The organism is Phenylobacterium sp. LjRoot225, assembly GCF_964252855.1.
Classification (GTDB): Bacteria; Pseudomonadota; Alphaproteobacteria; order Caulobacterales; family Caulobacteraceae; genus Phenylobacterium.
In genome coordinates this window covers 974,463-989,545 of sequence record NZ_CAXUPL020000001.1, presented here as the reverse complement: position 1 = coordinate 989,545, position 15,083 = coordinate 974,463, and the positions used below count along the sequence as shown (strand labels likewise).

Here is a 15,083-nt window from a genome sequence, read left to right as displayed (position 1 = left end):
ACCGGGATGACAGCTGGGGGAGGGGCGACCGCCCTAAGCGTCCGGAGCGTAGGCGCGCAGGAAGGTGTCCACCGCGGTCTCCGCGCGCGCCTGTCGCTCCGCCGGGCTGGGATCCGGGATCACGCCCCAGAGCCTCAGGTGGTAGACTCCCGACAGCGACAGGTCCTTGAGCTGGTGGGCGGCGAGCGTCGGATCCGCGCGACGCAGCTTGCCCTCGGTCATCAGCTTTTCGAACATGGCCGCGGCGCGGGCGATGCCGGTGCGGGGCCCGGCCTCGTAGAACAGCCGCGCGAGCTCGGGGAAACGTTCGCCCTCGCCGACGACCAGCCGGTGGATGGCGATGGCCTCCGGCGAGAGCAGGTGGTCGAGGAATGCGCGGGCCATCTGCACGAGGCGGGGGCGCAGCTCGCCGTCCTTCGGCAAGGACTCCAGGTCCAGATGCAGGCTCGCACAGCGGCGCCGCACGAAGGCGTCGAACAGCTCCTCCTTCGATTTGAAGTAGTTGTAGAGCGTGCCCTTCGAGCCGCCGAGGCGCGCGGCGATGGTCGACATCGAGGTCGACCCATAGCCCTCCGCCACGAAACATTCGTAGGCGACATCCAGAATGGCGTCCCGGCGATCCTCCCGCCGTGCCTCGCGCGCTGGCGTGCCCATTTCAATCCTGCAACCGTTTCCAACTTGACCAAGCCATTCTAGCACGCGTAAAGCTGACCGTACAGTACGGTCATAATTGGTCGCCTCGATCTGCGTTCCCCTGAGGCTTCATGCAAAAATTCCTCGTCGTCCTGACGGCCGCTGGCGCGCTGAGCGCCTGCGCCGCAGTTCCGCATCTGGGGTCTGAGCCTCAGGCGAAGCCTGCGTCCGCCTACGCCAGCGCCCAGAGCTTCCAGGCCCCGGAGACGGCCTGGCCGCAGGACGGCTGGTGGCGCCGCTACGACGACCCGCAGCTCGACGCCCTGATGGCCGAGGCGTTGAAGGCCTCGCCGAGCCTCGCCCAAGCTGAAGCGCGGGTGCGCCGCGCCCAGGCGCTGGCCGAACAGCAGCGGGCGGCGGGCCGACCCAGCCTCGCGGCGAACGCAGAGGCCGCCGAGAGCCGGCAGAGCTACAACATGGGCATCCCGCCCGAGTTCGTGCCCCGCGGCTACAATGACACCGGCCGGCTCAGCCTCGACCTCGACTGGGACCTGGACCTGTTCGGCCGGAACCGGGCGGCCCTGGCCGCCGCCACCTCTGAGGCGGAGGCGGCGCGGATGGACGCCGCCGAAAGCCGGCTGATGCTGACGACCAGCGTGGCGGCCGCCTACGCCGACTTCGCCCGGCTGTTCGGCGAGCACGACGCGGCGGCTCGCTCCCTGGTGAACCGGCAGGCCAGCGCCAGGCTGGTCGCCCAGCGGGTGCAGGCCGGTTCGGCCAACCAGGGCGAGGCGCGTCAGGCCGAATCCAACGCCGCGGCCGCGGCCCAGGATCTCGCCAGCCTCGACGAGCAGCTCGGCCTGGCCCGCAACCGTCTCGCCGCCCTGGCGGGGCAGGGGCCGGACCGCGGCCTGGCGCTGGCGCGCCCCGCCGGCCCGATCGCGGCGGGCTTCGGCCTGCCGCCGAACGTGGCGGTCGATCTGGTCGGCCGCCGCCCGGACGTCCAGGCCGCCCGGCTCCGCGCGGAAGCCGCCGCCCGGCGGATCAAGGTCGCCCGCGCGGGCTTCTATCCGAACATCAATCTCGCCGCCTTCTTCGGCCGCCAGGCCCTGGGGCTGGACCTGCTCAAGTCGCCGAGTTCGCAGATCGGCCAGGCGGGGCTGGCGCTCAGCCTGCCGATCTTCTCGGGCGGACGGCTGGAGGGCGCCTATCGCGGCGCCCGCGCCGACTATGACGCCGCCGTCGCCGCCTACGACCAGACGCTGGTGCAGGCGCTGCAGGATGTCGCCGACGCGGCGGTCTCCGCCCGTCAACTGCAGGCGCGCCTGACCGAGTCGCGGACGGCGCTCGCCGCCGCCGAGGACGCCTACCGGATCGCCGGCCTCCGCTACCAGGCCGGTCTCACCAACTATCTCCTGGTGCTTTCGACGGAGGATGGGGTGATCGCCCAGCGGCGCTCCGTCGCCGATCTCGAGAGCCGAACGCTCGCCGTCGACGCCGCGCTCGCCAAGGCGCTGGGCGGCGGCTTCCACAGCAGCTGACGACCCGCGCCGGACGAGGGACCACCATGAACCAAGAGACCAAGATCGAGGCGGCGGCGCCCCTGTCCAGCACGAATGGGGCCAACGCGAATGGGGCCAGCGCAAATGCGGGGCGTCGCAAGCGGCTCTTCACCCTCTTGGGCGCGGCGATCCTGGCAATCGCCGTGCTCTGGCTGCTCTACTGGGTGCTGATCGGCTCCCGGAGCATCTCGACGGACGACGCCTATGTCCAGGCCGACACCGCCCAGGTGACCGCCCTGGTCGCCGGACCGATCGTCGCCGACCCCACGGGCGAGACTCAGGTCGTCCGCAGGGGCGATGTGGTGGCGGTCATCGATCCGGCCGACTACCGGCTGGCTGTGGCGCGCGCCGAGGCCCAACTCGGCCAGGCCGAGCGGAAGGTGCAGGGCTATTACGCCAACGAGGACCTGGCCGCGGCCCAGAGCGAGGCGCGGACCGCAGACCTGAACCGCGCCCAGGCGCAGCTCCTCTCCGCCCGCTCCGATCTCGTCCGCGCCGAGGCGGAGTACGCCCGCCGGAAGAACCTGGCCGGCAGCGGCGCGGTCTCGGCCGACGAGATGAACGAGGTGCAGAACCGCCGGCAGACGGCCGCAGCGGCGGTGACCGCCGCGGAGGCTGCGCTCGGCCAGGCGCGCGCCAACGTCAGCGCCGCCGGAGCCACGCGGCAGGCCGCCGCCGTCCTGGTGCAGGGCGCCGACCTGAAGTCCAACCCCGAGGTCGCCGCCGCCCGCGCCCAGCTGAACCAGGCGCAGCTGGATCTGCAGCGCACCGTGGTGCGCGCGCCGGTCGACGGCATCGTCGCCAAGAAGAACATCGAGATCGGCCAGCGGGTGCCGGCCGGCGCCGAGCTGATGACCGTGGTGCCGATCCAGACCGCCTATGTCGACGCCAACTTCAAGGAAGTGCAGCTGCGCAAGGTCGGCGTCGGCTCGCCGGTCGTGCTGACCAGCGATCTCTATGGCGGCCGGGTGAAGTTCCACGGCCGGGTGGTCGGCATCGCCGGCGGCTCGGGGGCCGCCTTCGCCCTGATCCCGGCGCAGAACGCCACCGGCAACTGGATCAAGGTGGTGCAGCGCGTGCCGGTGCGGATCGCGCTCGATCCGAAGGAATTGGCGGATCATCCGCTGCGCGTCGGTCTGTCGATGAAGGCGGAGGTCGAGGTGCGATGAGCGCTCAGGGCGCGACGCCTCAACCTCTTACAGGCGCGGCCCTGCTGGGCGCGGCCGTGCTGCTCAGCCTGGCCAACTTCATGGTGGTGCTGGACACCACCATCGCCAACGTCTCGGTGCCGCACATCGCCGGCGGCCTGGCGGTCTCGCCCTCGCAGGGCACCTGGGTGATCACCTCCTACAGCGTGGCCGAGGCGATCACCGTGCCGCTCACCGGGTGGCTGGTGCAGCGCTTCGGCGGGGTGAAGGTGTTCGTGGTCGCCCTGCTGGGCTTCGGCCTCTTTTCGATGGCCTGCGGCCTGGCGCCGAGCTTCAGCCTGCTCGTGGCCTTCCGGGTGCTGCAGGGGCTCTGCGGCGGTCCGATCATGCCGACGTCGCAAACCCTGCTGCTCTATATCTTCCCCAAGCACCGCAGCGCCCAGGCGCTAGGGATCTGGTCGATGACGGTGGTGGTCGGTCCGATCGCCGGGCCGCTGCTGGGCGGGATCATCTCCGACACCATCGGCTGGAGCTGGATCTTCTTCATCAACATCCCGGTGGCCATCGCGGTGGCCATCGGCGCCTGGACCGTCCTGCGCTCGCGCGAGACCCAGACCCGGCGCGTGCCGGTGGACTATGTGGGGCTCGCCCTGCTGGTCGTCTGGGTGGGCTCGCTGCAGATCATGCTCGACAAGGGCAAGGAGCTGGAGTGGTTCGCCTCAACGACCATCATCGGCCTTGCGGTGGTGGCCGCGATCGGCTTCGCCTCCTTCCTGATCTGGGAGCTGACAGCCGAGAATCCGATCGTCGATCTCAAGGTCTTCCGGCACCGCGGCTTCGTGGTCGGGGTGATCACCCTGAGCCTGACCTTCGGCTCCTTCTTCGCGACGGTTGTGCTGATCCCGCTCTGGCTGCAGACCAGCATCGGCTACACGGCGACCTGGGCCGGCTATGCAAGCGCGATGAACGGCGTGCTGGCGGTGGTGATGTCGCCGATCGTCGCCCGCCTGATGGGAAAGGTGGATCCGCGCGCGCTGATCTCGTTCGGCATCGCGGGGCTCGCCATGATCGGCCTGTGGCGCTCGCAATTCACGACGGACCTGACGTTCTGGGGCATTGCGATCACCTTCCTGGCCCAGGGCTTCTTCGTGCCCTTCTTCTTCGTGCCCACGACGGGCCTGACCCTCTCGTCCGTGCGGCCTGAGGAGACGGCGTCCGCCGCCGGGCTGTCCAACTTTCTGCGCACCTGTGCAGCGGCCTTCGCCACCTCGATCATGACCACGATCTGGGACAACACGGCGACGGCCAAACGCAGCCTGCTGGTCGGCCATCTCAACGACGTGCCGGCCACCATCGGGACGCTGGGGGGGCGGGGCTTCTCGCCGGATCAGGCCTTGGGGCAGATCGACCGGTTGGTGCAGGTCCAGTCGACCATGCTCGCAACCAACCACCTGTTCCTGATCGGCGCCACGCTGTTCGCGACGGCGGCCAGCGTCGTCTGGTTGGCGCCGAAACCGCGGCGCGGCGGCGCGCCCATGGGCGGCGGCCATTAGGTCGAGGGCGGCGCCTTGAGTTCGACCGTATTGCCCTCCGGGTCGCGGACATAGAGCGAGGGGCCGTCGCCCTGGGCGCCGTAGCGCGCGCCGGACTCGACGACTTCGACCCGATGCCGGGCCAGGTGGGCGCGGATCGCCGCCTCGTCGAAGGGCGCGACCTGCAGGCAGAAGTGATCGAGGTTGCGGCCCTCCGCGCCTGGACCTGCGCCGCCCAGCCGGCCCAGCGGCCCGTCGAGGGTGACCAGGTCGATCAGCTCGCGCCCGGCGCGGATGTGGGTCAGCCCCAGGTCCGGCCGGTCCCAGTCCACCGAACAGCCCAGCGCCTCTGTGTAGAAGGCGACCATCCCCGCCTTGTCGCGGATCCGCAGCACGATGTGGTCGAGGCCCTGGATGGCGATGGGATGGGTCATGGGGAAGAGATAGGCGCGGGGGAGGGCGCGCTCCAGCGGCAGCGGCGATTGCAAGCGCGTCGCCGGCTAGGGTTCAAACCCCTACCGTCATCGCCGGGCTTGTCCCGGCGACCCATGAACACGTCGGGTCAGAGCAATCCCACCAGACTCCGAACGCATGGGTTCCCGGCACAAGGCCGGGAATGACGGAGTGAGAGGGGACGGGATGACAGCTCAAAGCTACAGCAGCAGGCCGAACAGGTGGCAGTCGCGGCGTTCGCCGTCGCGCAGGATGTGGCCGCGCAGCAGGCCCTCCTCCTTGAAGCCCAGGGTCTCCAGCAGGATCTCCGAGCGGCGGTTGCCCAGGTGGGTGCGGGCGGAGAGGCGGCGGATGCCGGCGGCGGCGGCGTAGGCCACGACCCCGCGCATGGCCTCCAGCGCATAGCCCTGGCCCCAGGCTTCGCGGTGCAGGAAGAAGCCGATCTCGCCGCGCTTATGCCAGCGGTCGATCTCCGAAAGGCTGCAGCAGCCGACGAAGGCGTCGTCGGCGAGGCTGCGGATCGCCCAGTGGATCGCCTGGCCGGCCACGGTGGCGGCGACCCGAGCCTCGACGATCGCCGTCACCAGGTCCGGATCGTCGATCGCCGGGACGTCCCAGTAGGCCATCACATCCGGGTCATTCATCAGCGGAAAGAGCAGGGGCGCGTCGGAGCCCGCGAGCGGCTGCAGGCGCAGCCGCTCGGTCTCGAGGATCGGCGGGTGTCGTGCGTCAGGAATCATCGCTCTTGGGGGAGGCTGCGACGTCCTAGGTATGGCGCTGGTCCGCGTGCGGTGATAGAGCGCGCGCTTCATTTCGGTGCGGCATGACCGCCCGAGCGCACTGGATGCTGGCCTCGTATGCTCCTCAACCTTCTGCTTGTCCTCGAGATCATCATCAGCCTCGCGCTGGTGGTCGTCGTGCTGCTGCAGCGCTCGGAAGGCGGGGCGCTCGGCATGGGCGGCAGCCCGGGCGGCTTCATGACCGCGCGGGGCGCCGGCGACCTGCTCACCCGCACCACCTGGGTGCTCGGAGCGGCCTTCTTCATCCTGGCGCTGCTGCTCACCATCCTGTCGGGCCGCGAGCGCGGGGCTTCCTCGGTCGTCGACCGGCTGAAGGTGGACGCGATCGATCCCACCACCCTCAACCAACCCGCGCCCCAACCGCCCGCCGGCACGGCCCAGCCGGGCGCTCCGAGCGCCGCGCCGGCGCCGTTGCAGGCCCCGACCCCGACGGTCAACAACCCGTTCCTCGGTCAGGACGCCGCACCCGCGGCGCCCGCGCCGACGCCAGCGCGATAAAGTCGTGGACGAAGACGTTCGAAGCCCGCCATTTGGCGGCGAATCACGGCTAATCTGAACGCCCATGGCCCGGTACATATTCATCACCGGCGGCGTGGTCTCTTCCCTTGGCAAAGGTCTCGCGTCCGCCGCTCTCGGCGCGCTTTTGCAGGCGCGAGGCTACAAGGTCCGCCTGCGTAAGCTCGATCCGTATCTGAACGTCGATCCGGGGACGATGAGTCCCTATCAGCACGGCGAGGTCTTCGTGACCGACGACGGCGCTGAGACCGACCTCGACCTCGGCCACTACGAGCGGTTCACCGGCGTCAACGCGACCCGCAACGACAACATCACCACGGGTCAGATCTACAAGACCATCATCGAGAAGGAGCGCCGCGGCGACTATCTCGGCGCGACGGTCCAGGTGATCCCGCACGTCACCGGCGAGATCAAAGACTTCGTCCTGTCCGATCCGGGCGAGGGCGTGGACTTCGTGCTGGTCGAAGTGGGCGGCACGGTGGGCGACATCGAGGGCCTGCCCTTCTTCGAGGCGATCCGCCAGCTCGGCCAGGAGCTGCCGCGCGGCCACGCCTGCTACATCCACCTGACCCTGCTGCCGTACATCAAGACGGCCGGCGAGATGAAGACCAAGCCGACCCAGCACTCGGTCAAGGAGCTGCGGTCGATCGGCATCCAGCCGGACATCCTGCTGTGCCGTGCGGAACAGGAAATCCCGGAGAGCGAGCGGCGCAAGATCGCCCAGTTCTGCAACGTGCGGCCGAGCGCCGTCATCCAGGCGCTGGACAGCGCCAACATCTATACGGTGCCGCTCGACTACCATGCCGAGGGGCTGGACGCCGAGGTGCTGGAGGTCTTCGGCCTGCACGACGCCCCGAAGCCGGACCTCGGCCGCTGGCAGGGGATCGCGCACACGCTGAGCCATCCGGACGGCGAGGTGAACATCGCCATCGTCGGCAAGTACACCGGCCTGACCGACGCCTATAAGTCGCTGGTCGAGGCGCTGATCCACGGCGGCCTGGCCAATGACGTCCGCGTGCGGTTCGAATGGATCGAGGGCGAGGCCTTCGAGAACGACGAGCAGCTGATCGGCATGCGCCTGGCCGCGGTCCACGGCGTCCTGGTGCCAGGCGCCTTCGGGGAACGCGGTTCGGAAGGCATGATCCGCGCGGTGCGCTTCGCCCGGGAGCACGGCATCCCCTATTTCGGCATCTGTTTCGGCATGCAGATGGCGATGATCGAGGCGGCGCGGAATCTGGCGGGCATCCACGACGCCTCCTCGACGGAATTCGGCCCGACCTCCGAGCCGATCGTCGGCCTGATGACGGAATGGGTCCGCGGCAACGAGAAGGAAGTCCGCGCGGCGGGCGGCGAGCTCGGCGGCACCATGCGCTGCGGCTCCTACGACGCCGTGCTGCTGCCGGGGTCGAAGGTGGCGGAGATCTACGGCGGCGAGGCGATCGCCGAACGCCACCGGCACCGCTACGAGGTCAACATCAGCTATCGTGAGCGGATCGAGAACACCGGCCTGAAGTTCACCGGCCTGTCGCCCGACGGCCTGCTGCCGGAGATCTGCGAGCGCCAGGACCACCCGTGGTTCGTCGGCGTCCAGTTCCACCCGGAGCTGAAGAGCCGGCCCTTCGATCCGCACCCGCTGTTCGCCAGCTTCGTCGGCGCGGCCAAGGTGAGAAGCCGTCTGGTCTAAACTTCCCTCCCTTGATGGGGAGGGAGGTTGATCCGGTTCGACTCTTCAGGCATAAGCCGCGCCTCACGTCGGCGGCCCGTTCGGCCGCCGTCCTAGTTTCCACGCCTGCCGAGATTTCCCATGGCCGTTCCTAAGCGCAAAACCTCGCCGTCGCGGCGCAACATGCGTCGTTCGCACCACGCGCTCGGCCCGAACTCCTTCGTCGAGGACAAGGAAACCGGTGAGCTGAAGCGTCCGCACCACGTCGACCTGAAGACCGGCATGTACAAGGGCCGCCAGGTCCTGACGCCGAAGGAAGACTAAGGCTTTCACGGCTTCGGCCCTGACGGACTTTCGACGCCGGTCGCTCATGCGGCCGGCGTTTTGATTCGGGGCGAAGCTCCTCCGCTCCCCACCCCATTCCTCCGTCATGGCCGGGCCTCGTCCCGGCCACCCATGAACGTCGAAGGCGCAGGACCATCTCGGTCTCTCCGTGCGCATGGGTTCCCGGCACAAGGCCGGGAATGACGGTGGGGGAGGGAAGGGGCCTAGCGCCCAATCTCCGAGCGGTTTGCTCGCGATAGAGCGTCGCCATGGCGATCTCCGGGCCCGCAACGGCCCCTGTCGAGCGCTCCAGGGTTGTTTGCGCGGCGTCTGATCGCTAAGCCTCGCGCGCCCCATTCGCATACGAGGACCCGATGACCGAGATCGTCGACATCAACGCCCGCGAGATCCTGGACAGCCGCGGCAATCCCACGGTCGAGGTCGACGTGGTCCTGGAAGACGGCTCGATGGGCCGCGCGGCGGTCCCCTCGGGCGCCTCCACCGGCGCCCACGAAGCGGTCGAAAAGCGCGACGGCGACAAGAGCCGCTACCTCGGCAAGGGCGTTCGCCTGGCCGTGGATGCGGTGAACGGCGAAATCTACGACGCCCTGGCCGGGGTCGACGCCGAGGACCAGCGCCGCGTCGACAAGCTGCTGATCGAGCTCGACGGCACGCCGAACAAGAGCCGGCTAGGCGCCAACGCCATCCTGGGCGTCAGCCTGGCCGTCGCCAAGGCCGCCGCCAGCTCCGCGGCCCTGCCGCTCTACAAATACGTCGGCGGGGTCTCGGCCCGTGTCCTGCCGGTGCCGATGATGAACATTATCAACGGCGGCGCGCACGCCGACAATCCGATCGACATCCAGGAGTTCATGATCCTGCCGACCGGCGCGGCCACCTTCGCCGAAGGCCTGCGGATGGGCGCGGAGATCTTCCACGGCCTGAAGAAGGCGCTGCACGGCGCCGGCCTCAACACCAACGTCGGCGACGAGGGCGGCTTCGCCCCGAACCTGTCGAGCGCCGAAGACGCGCTGGCCTTCATCGTCAAGGCGGGCGAGGCGGCGGGCTACAAGGCCGGCGACGACTTCGTCCTGGGCCTGGACGTCGCCTCCACCGAGTTCTTCAAGGGCGGCAAGTACGTCCTCGAGGGCGAGGGCAAGACCTTCGACGCCGGCGGCATGGTCGACTACCTTGCCGGCCTGGTGGCCAAGTTCCCGATCGTCACCATCGAGGACGGCTGCGCCGAAGACGACTTCGCGGGCTGGAAGCTGCTCACCGAGCAGCTCGGCTCCAAGGTCCAGCTGGTCGGCGACGACCTCTTCGTGACCAATCCCGTGCGCCTGGCCGAGGGCGTCGAGCAGGGCCTGGCCAACTCCATCCTGGTGAAGGTCAACCAGATCGGCAGCCTGTCGGAGACGCTGGACGCCGTCGACATGGCCCACCGCGCCGCCTACACCGCGGTGATGAGCCACCGCTCGGGCGAGACCGAGGATTCGACCATCGCCGACCTGGCGGTCGCCACCAACTGCGGTCAGATCAAGACCGGCTCGCTGGCGCGTTCGGACCGCACCGCCAAGTACAACCAGCTGCTGCGCATCGAGGAGGAACTGGGCGACCAGGCCATCTACCTCGGCAAGAAGGCGCTGAAGCAGACGTTCTGATCCCCACTCGGTGTCATCCCGGTTTTCGCGCAGCGAAAGACCGGGATGACACGGTGGGAGTGGGGATCTTAGCGGCCCCTTAACCACGGCCGCAGCATCTAGCCGAGGTCCTCTTAGGGATTCGCCGTGCTCGCCCGCCTACGTCCTTATCTGCCGACCGCCGCGCTGGCGTTCCTGATCTTCTACTTCGCTTTCCACGCCTTCACCGGCGATCAGGGCATTTTGAGCTCCGGTCAACGCAGCGAGACCCTCACCGCCAAGACTCGCGAGCTCGCCTCCCTGCGCGCCCAGCGCCAGGATCTGGAGGTCCGGGCAAAACTGCTGCGCGACACCAGTCTTTCAGCCGATCTGCTGGAGGAAAGGGCGCGCTCCCTGCTAGGCTTCGCGGACCCGAGGGACTATGTGATCCGCATGAACCCCTAAACCCGCCTCGCGGGTTTCAGGACGTCCCCGTCGAGGGTGGTCAGTCGAGAGTGGAGAAACGCATGGCGCGTGGGCAAGCCGGCCCAGCTGGTCGGCGGAAGGTCAACGGCGCGACGACGCGGAAGACGTCGTCCACACGCGCGGAGGCCTCGGCCGGCAAGGACGAGCTCCTCAAGCTTTATCGGGACATGTTGTTGATCCGCCGGTTCGAGGAACGGGCGGGCCAGCTTTACGGCATGGGCCTGATCGGCGGCTTCTGCCACCTGTACATCGGCCAGGAAGCCGTGGCGGTTGGCGTCCAGTCGGTGAAACGGGCCGGCGACCAGGTCATCACCGGCTATCGCGACCACGGCCACATGCTGGCCTGCGGCATGGACCCGCGTGAGGTGATGGCCGAGCTCACCGGCCGGTCCGGCGGCTCCTCCCGCGGCAAGGGCGGGTCGATGCACATGTTCTCGATGGAGGCCGACTTCTACGGCGGCCACGGGATCGTCGGCGCCCAGGTGCCGCTCGGCACGGGCCTCGCCTTCGCCAACCGCTACCGCCAGAACGGCAATGTTAGCTTCACCTACTTCGGCGACGGCGCCGCCAACCAGGGCCAGGTCTACGAGAGCTTCAACATGGCGGAGCTCTGGAGCCTGCCGATCGTCTACCTGATCGAGAACAACCAGTACGCGATGGGCACCTCCATCGAGCGCTCGTCCTCGGAGACCCATCTGTACAAGCGCGGCGCCTCGTTCCGGATTCCGGGCGAGGAGGTCGACGGCATGGACGTGCTGGCGGTCCAGGCCGCGGCGCGCAAGGCCGCCGAGCATGCGCGCTCGGGCAAGGGGCCCTACATCCTCGAGATGAAGACCTACCGCTACCGGGGTCACTCGATGAGCGACCCGGCGAAGTACCGCACGCGCGAGGAGGTGGACGAGATCCGCAAGACCCGCGACCCGATCGACCATGTCGAGGACATGCTCGAGGAGAAGGGCTGGGCCGACGAGGCGACGCTCAAGGCCATCGACGCCGAGGTGAAGCGGATCGTCGCCGACGCCGCGGAATTCGCCCGCACCTCGCCGGAACCGGACGCCTCCGAACTCTACACCAACGTCTACACGGAGGCGCGCGCGTGACTGAGGTATTGATGCCCGCGCTCTCGCCGACCATGCAGGAAGGCACGCTCGCCAAGTGGCATGTGAAGGTGGGCGATACGGTGAAGTCCGGCGACGTCATCGCCGAGATCGAGACGGACAAGGCGACCATGGAGGTCGAAGCGGTGGATGAAGGCGTGATCGAAGCCATTCTCGTCCCGGAAGGCTCCTTGGAGGTGAAGGTCAATACGCCGATCGCCCGCCTCGCCGGCGAAGACGGGGCCGCGCCCGCCATAGACGCCAAGCCGATCGACGCCGTCGCCGAGGCGCCTGTCGCCAAGGAGCCGTCCGGCGACGCGGAGAAGACGAGCCCGTCCGAGGCCAAGGGCCGACCGGAGGGCGAGGGCGCTGCGGCGGTCACCCCGCCGCAGCCGCTGACCGATCCCAACCTGCCCGAAGGCGCCAAGCTGGTGCGCCAGACCGTGCGCGACGCCCTGCGCGACGCCATGGCCGAGGAGATGCGCCGCGACGGCGACGTCTTCCTGATGGGCGAGGAAGTCGCCCAGTACCAGGGCGCCTACAAGGTCAGCCGCGACCTGCTGCAGGAGTTCGGCGAGCGTCGCGTGATCGACACGCCGATCACCGAACATGGCTTCGCAGGCTTGGCTGTCGGCGCGGGGATGGCGGGCTTGAAGCCGATCGTCGAGTTCATGACTTGGAACTTCGCCATGCAGGCGATCGACCACATCATCAATTCCGCGGCCAAGACCCTCTACATGTCAGGCGGCCAGCTGAAGACGTCGATCGTCTTCCGCGGACCCAACGGCGCGGCCTCCCGCGTGGGGGCCCAGCACAGCCAGGACTACGCCGCCTGGTACGGCAACGTCCCGGGCCTGAAGGTCATCGCGCCTTATGACGCGGCCGACGCCAAGGGCCTGCTGAAGGCCGCCATCCGCGACCCGAACCCGGTGGTCTTCCTGGAGCACGAGATGCTCTACGGCCAGGAGTTCGACGTGCCGGACGGCATCGACTGGGTGCTGCCGATCGGCAAGGCCAAGGTCCGTCGTGAAGGGACCGGCGTCACCATCGTCGCCTATTCGCGGATGGTCGGCTTCGCCCTGGAAGCCGCCGAGCTGCTGGCCAAGGACGGGATCGAGGCGGAGGTCATCGACCTGCGCACTATCCGGCCGATGGACCACGAGACCATCGTCGAGAGCGTCAAGAAGACCAACCGCCTGGTGACGGTCGAGGAAGGCTGGAGCCCGATGGGCATCGGCGCCGAGATCGCCGCGCGGGTGGTCGAGCAGGCCTTCGACTATCTGGACGCCCCGCCGGCGCGGGTCACTCAGGTCGACGTGCCCTTGCCCTATGCGGCCAACCTCGAAGCGCTGTCGCTGCCCTCGGTCGAGCGGATCGTGCAGGCGGCCAAGGCGGTCAGCTACAAGTGAGCGACGAGCTCTTCACCTGGCGGTCGGGCGGCTGTCATTGCGGCGGCGTCCGCTTTGAGGTCGCCCTGCCGGCCGAGGTGGAGGCGCAGACCTGCAACTGCTCGATTTGCGCCAAGACCGGCTTCGTGCACGTCATCGTGCCCGAAAGCCGCTTCCGCATGACCCGGGGAGCTGAGCGGCTCGTCGAATACAGCTTCAACACCCGGGTGGCGAAGCACCTGTTCTGCGCCGAATGCGGCGTGAAGAGCTTCTACCGGCCGAGGTCCAATCCCGAGGGCTGGAGCGTCAACGCCCGCTGCCTGGACGACCTGGAAGGCGTCACCCTGCAGATCGAGGCCTTCGACGGCCGCAACTGGGAAGCCAACGCCGCGGGCCTCGCCCACCTCTCCCGGGAGCCGGGATGAGCGAGATAAGCTGTCGGGCGACGGCCTTGACCTTTGACGACCGGCCGCGCTTGGCGCAAGACGCGCTGGGCCGCCTCGTCCGTGTCCACGACCAGACCAAAGCCTGAGAAAGAATCCATGACGATCGACGTCCTGATGCCCGCGCTGTCACCGACGATGCAGGAAGGCACGCTCGCCAAATGGCACGTGAAGGTCGGCGATACGGTGAAGTCCGGCGACGTGATCGCCGAAATCGAAACCGACAAGGCCACCATGGAGGTCGAGGCTGTGGATGAGGGCAAGATCGACGCCATCCTGGTGGAGGAAGGCTCGCAGAACGTGAAGGTCAACACGCCGATCGCTCGCCTGGCGGAAGAGGGCGAGGCGCCCGCGCCGGCCCCGAAGGCCGCAGCGCCCGCTCCGGTCGCCGCGCCTGCGCCCGCCGCCGCCCCGCCGGCGGCCAAGCCCGCGGCCGCCGCTGCGCCGACCGCCGCCGCCGCTGTTGCGGGCGACCGCGCTGGCCTCGCCGCCGCCGCCGGGTCGCCGAGCAGAAGGGCGTGGAGCTGTCCGCCGTCCAGGGCTCGGGCCCGCATGGCCGCATCGTCATGGCCGACGTCGAGGGCGAAGCTTCGGCGGCGCTGGCTGCAGGCCGCTGCGCCGGCCGCCGCGCCGAAGCCCGCCGCTGCGGCTCCCGCCGCGCCCGCGGCCGCCGCCAAGCCGGGCGTCTCCTCGATCGAGCAGATGGGCATTCCGGCCGGCAGCTACGATCTCAAGCCGCTCAACATGATGCGCAAGACGGTCGCGCGCCGGCTGTCGGAATCCTTCCGGGACATCCCGCACTTCCCGCTGACGGTCGATCTCGAGATCGACGCCCTGCTGGCCGCCCGGACCAAGATCAACAAGGCGCTGGAGAAGCAGGGGATCAAGGTCAGCGTCAACGACCTGGTGCTGAAGGCCGTGGGCCTGGCGCTGAAGGCCGTGCCGGACGCCAACGCCTCGTTCAGCCCGGAAGGCATCGCCTACCACCACCACGCCGACATCTCGATGGCCGTGGCCATCGACGGCGGCCTGATCACCCCGATCATCCGTCAGGCCGAGCTGAAGAGCCTGGCCCAGATCGCTGTGGAGGCGAAGGACCTGGCCGAGCGGGCGCGGACCATGAAGCTGAAGCCCGAGGAATTCATGGGCGGCACCTTCTCGGTCTCCAACCTCGGCATGTTCGGCATCAAGTCGTTCGGCTCGATCATCAACCCGCCGCAGGGCTGCATCCTGTCGGTCGGCGCCGGCGAGAAGCGGCCGGTGGTGCGCGGCGACCAGCTGGCGGTGGCGACGGTCATGACCGTCACCCTGACCTGCGACCACCGCGTGGTCGACGGCGCGGTGGGCGCGCGCTGGATCCAGGTGTTCAAGGGCCTGATCGAAGACCCCATCACCATGATCGTCTGATCCGGCCCAAGGTCC

15 protein-coding genes and 1 pseudogene are annotated in these 15,083 nt (G+C 68.9%); 13 read left to right on the top strand and 3 right to left on the bottom strand.

Translation table 11 applies throughout. The features are described from left to right. Nucleotides 1-33: 33 nt before the first annotated feature. On the bottom strand, nt 34-654 hold the full coding sequence (locus ACSQ2B_RS04810) for a TetR/AcrR family transcriptional regulator (protein WP_436047821.1): 621 nt from the start codon (nt 652-654) through the stop codon (nt 34-36). A 110-nt stretch (nt 655-764) separates the two neighbouring features. On the opposite strand from ACSQ2B_RS04810, the gene ACSQ2B_RS04805 reads away from it, so the two are divergent. The 3 genes from ACSQ2B_RS04805 to ACSQ2B_RS04795 are packed head-to-tail and all read left to right on the top strand — an operon-like array spanning nt 765 to nt 4,896. Then, nucleotides 765-2,174: an efflux transporter outer membrane subunit gene (locus ACSQ2B_RS04805; RefSeq protein ID WP_436047819.1), complete on the top strand. Its 1,410-nt coding sequence runs from the start codon at nt 765-767 to the stop codon at nt 2,172-2,174. A gap of 26 nt (nt 2,175-2,200) precedes the next feature. After that, nucleotides 2,201-3,364 carry an HlyD family efflux transporter periplasmic adaptor subunit gene (locus ACSQ2B_RS04800; protein ID WP_436047817.1) on the top strand — a complete coding sequence of 388 codons (1,164 nt, stop codon included), beginning with the start codon at nt 2,201-2,203 and terminating at the stop codon, nt 3,362-3,364. Continuing rightward, nucleotides 3,361-4,896 (top strand): DHA2 family efflux MFS transporter permease subunit, encoded by a 1,536-nt coding sequence (locus tag ACSQ2B_RS04795; protein WP_436047815.1) that lies wholly within the window; start codon nt 3,361-3,363, stop codon nt 4,894-4,896. The genes ACSQ2B_RS04800 and ACSQ2B_RS04795 overlap by 4 nt, the downstream gene beginning before the upstream one ends. Here ACSQ2B_RS04795 and ACSQ2B_RS04790 read toward each other — a convergent pair. Next, nucleotides 4,893-5,363 (bottom strand): VOC family protein, encoded by a 471-nt coding sequence (locus ACSQ2B_RS04790; RefSeq protein ID WP_436047813.1) that lies wholly within the window; start codon nt 5,361-5,363, stop codon nt 4,893-4,895. The two genes, ACSQ2B_RS04795 and ACSQ2B_RS04790, sit on opposite strands and share 4 nt — an antisense overlap. A 165-nt stretch (nt 5,364-5,528) precedes the next feature. Continuing rightward, nucleotides 5,529-6,068, bottom strand: a complete 540-nt coding sequence (locus ACSQ2B_RS04785) for a GNAT family N-acetyltransferase (protein ID WP_436047811.1) — start codon at nt 6,066-6,068, stop codon at nt 5,529-5,531. A 117-nt stretch (nt 6,069-6,185) separates the two neighbouring features. On the opposite strand from ACSQ2B_RS04785, the gene secG reads away from it, so the two are divergent. The 10 genes and pseudogenes from secG (at nt 6,186) to ACSQ2B_RS04735 (ending at nt 15,068) form a co-directional block, all read left to right on the top strand. Next, nucleotides 6,186-6,626, top strand: a complete 441-nt coding sequence (gene secG / locus ACSQ2B_RS04780; protein ID WP_436047809.1) for a preprotein translocase subunit SecG — start codon at nt 6,186-6,188, stop codon at nt 6,624-6,626. A gap of 64 nt (nt 6,627-6,690) precedes the next feature. Beyond that, the gene (locus tag ACSQ2B_RS04775) at nt 6,691-8,328 is read left to right on the top strand and encodes a CTP synthase (protein ID WP_436047807.1); all 1,638 of its coding nucleotides are present in this window, start codon (nt 6,691-6,693) and stop codon (nt 8,326-8,328) included. Between the two features lie 120 nt (nt 8,329-8,448). Beyond that, complete coding sequence (rpmF, locus tag ACSQ2B_RS04770; protein WP_257818058.1) at nt 8,449-8,631, top strand: 50S ribosomal protein L32; 183 nt, start codon at nt 8,449-8,451, stop codon at nt 8,629-8,631. A 374-nt stretch (nt 8,632-9,005) separates the two neighbouring features. Continuing rightward, nucleotides 9,006-10,289 carry a phosphopyruvate hydratase gene (gene eno, locus ACSQ2B_RS04765; RefSeq protein ID WP_436047805.1) on the top strand — a complete coding sequence of 428 codons (1,284 nt, stop codon included), beginning with the start codon at nt 9,006-9,008 and terminating at the stop codon, nt 10,287-10,289. Nucleotides 10,290-10,415: 126 nt separating this feature from the next. Beyond that, nucleotides 10,416-10,712, top strand: coding sequence for an FtsB family cell division protein (locus tag ACSQ2B_RS04760; protein WP_436047804.1), 297 nt, complete (start codon nt 10,416-10,418; stop codon nt 10,710-10,712). A 62-nt stretch (nt 10,713-10,774) separates the two neighbouring features. After that, nucleotides 10,775-11,833 (top strand): pyruvate dehydrogenase (acetyl-transferring) E1 component subunit alpha, encoded by a 1,059-nt coding sequence (gene pdhA / locus ACSQ2B_RS04755; protein WP_436047802.1) that lies wholly within the window; start codon nt 10,775-10,777, stop codon nt 11,831-11,833. Further along, a complete protein-coding gene (locus ACSQ2B_RS04750) occupies nt 11,830-13,239 on the top strand; it encodes a pyruvate dehydrogenase complex E1 component subunit beta (RefSeq protein ID WP_436047800.1) in 1,410 nt (469 codons plus the stop codon). Before pdhA ends, ACSQ2B_RS04750 begins: the two co-directional genes overlap by 4 nt. Beyond that, nucleotides 13,236-13,643: a GFA family protein gene (locus tag ACSQ2B_RS04745; RefSeq protein WP_436047798.1), complete on the top strand. Its 408-nt coding sequence runs from the start codon at nt 13,236-13,238 to the stop codon at nt 13,641-13,643. Before ACSQ2B_RS04750 ends, ACSQ2B_RS04745 begins: the two co-directional genes overlap by 4 nt. Nucleotides 13,644-13,760: 117 nt before the next feature. After that, nucleotides 13,761-13,979, top strand: a pseudogene (locus ACSQ2B_RS04740) (biotin/lipoyl-containing protein); the annotation flags it as partial. Nucleotides 13,980-14,213: 234 nt separating this feature from the next. Continuing rightward, complete coding sequence (locus tag ACSQ2B_RS04735; protein ID WP_436049586.1) at nt 14,214-15,068, top strand: 2-oxo acid dehydrogenase subunit E2; 855 nt, start codon at nt 14,214-14,216, stop codon at nt 15,066-15,068. Nucleotides 15,069-15,083: the final 15 nt, after the last annotated feature.

What these genes read in the sequence shown, in the direction of transcription:
- ACSQ2B_RS04810 (WP_436047821.1), bottom strand. Translation starts at nt 654, where the DNA reads ATGGGCACGCCAGCGCGCGAGGCACGGCGGGAGGATCGCCGGGACGCC.
- ACSQ2B_RS04805 (WP_436047819.1), top strand. Translation starts at nt 765, where the DNA reads ATGCAAAAATTCCTCGTCGTCCTGACGGCCGCTGGCGCGCTGAGCGCC.
- ACSQ2B_RS04800 (WP_436047817.1), top strand. Translation starts at nt 2,201, where the DNA reads ATGAACCAAGAGACCAAGATCGAGGCGGCGGCGCCCCTGTCCAGCACG.
- ACSQ2B_RS04795 (WP_436047815.1), top strand. Translation starts at nt 3,361, where the DNA reads ATGAGCGCTCAGGGCGCGACGCCTCAACCTCTTACAGGCGCGGCCCTG.
- ACSQ2B_RS04785 (WP_436047811.1), bottom strand. Translation starts at nt 6,068, where the DNA reads ATGATTCCTGACGCACGACACCCGCCGATCCTCGAGACCGAGCGGCTG.
- secG (WP_436047809.1), top strand. Translation starts at nt 6,186, where the DNA reads ATGCTCCTCAACCTTCTGCTTGTCCTCGAGATCATCATCAGCCTCGCG.
- ACSQ2B_RS04775 (WP_436047807.1), top strand. Translation starts at nt 6,691, where the DNA reads ATGGCCCGGTACATATTCATCACCGGCGGCGTGGTCTCTTCCCTTGGC.
- rpmF (WP_257818058.1), top strand. Translation starts at nt 8,449, where the DNA reads ATGGCCGTTCCTAAGCGCAAAACCTCGCCGTCGCGGCGCAACATGCGT.
- eno (WP_436047805.1), top strand. Translation starts at nt 9,006, where the DNA reads ATGACCGAGATCGTCGACATCAACGCCCGCGAGATCCTGGACAGCCGC.
- pdhA (WP_436047802.1), top strand. Translation starts at nt 10,775, where the DNA reads ATGGCGCGTGGGCAAGCCGGCCCAGCTGGTCGGCGGAAGGTCAACGGC.
- ACSQ2B_RS04735 (WP_436049586.1), top strand. Translation starts at nt 14,214, where the DNA reads ATGGCCGCATCGTCATGGCCGACGTCGAGGGCGAAGCTTCGGCGGCGC.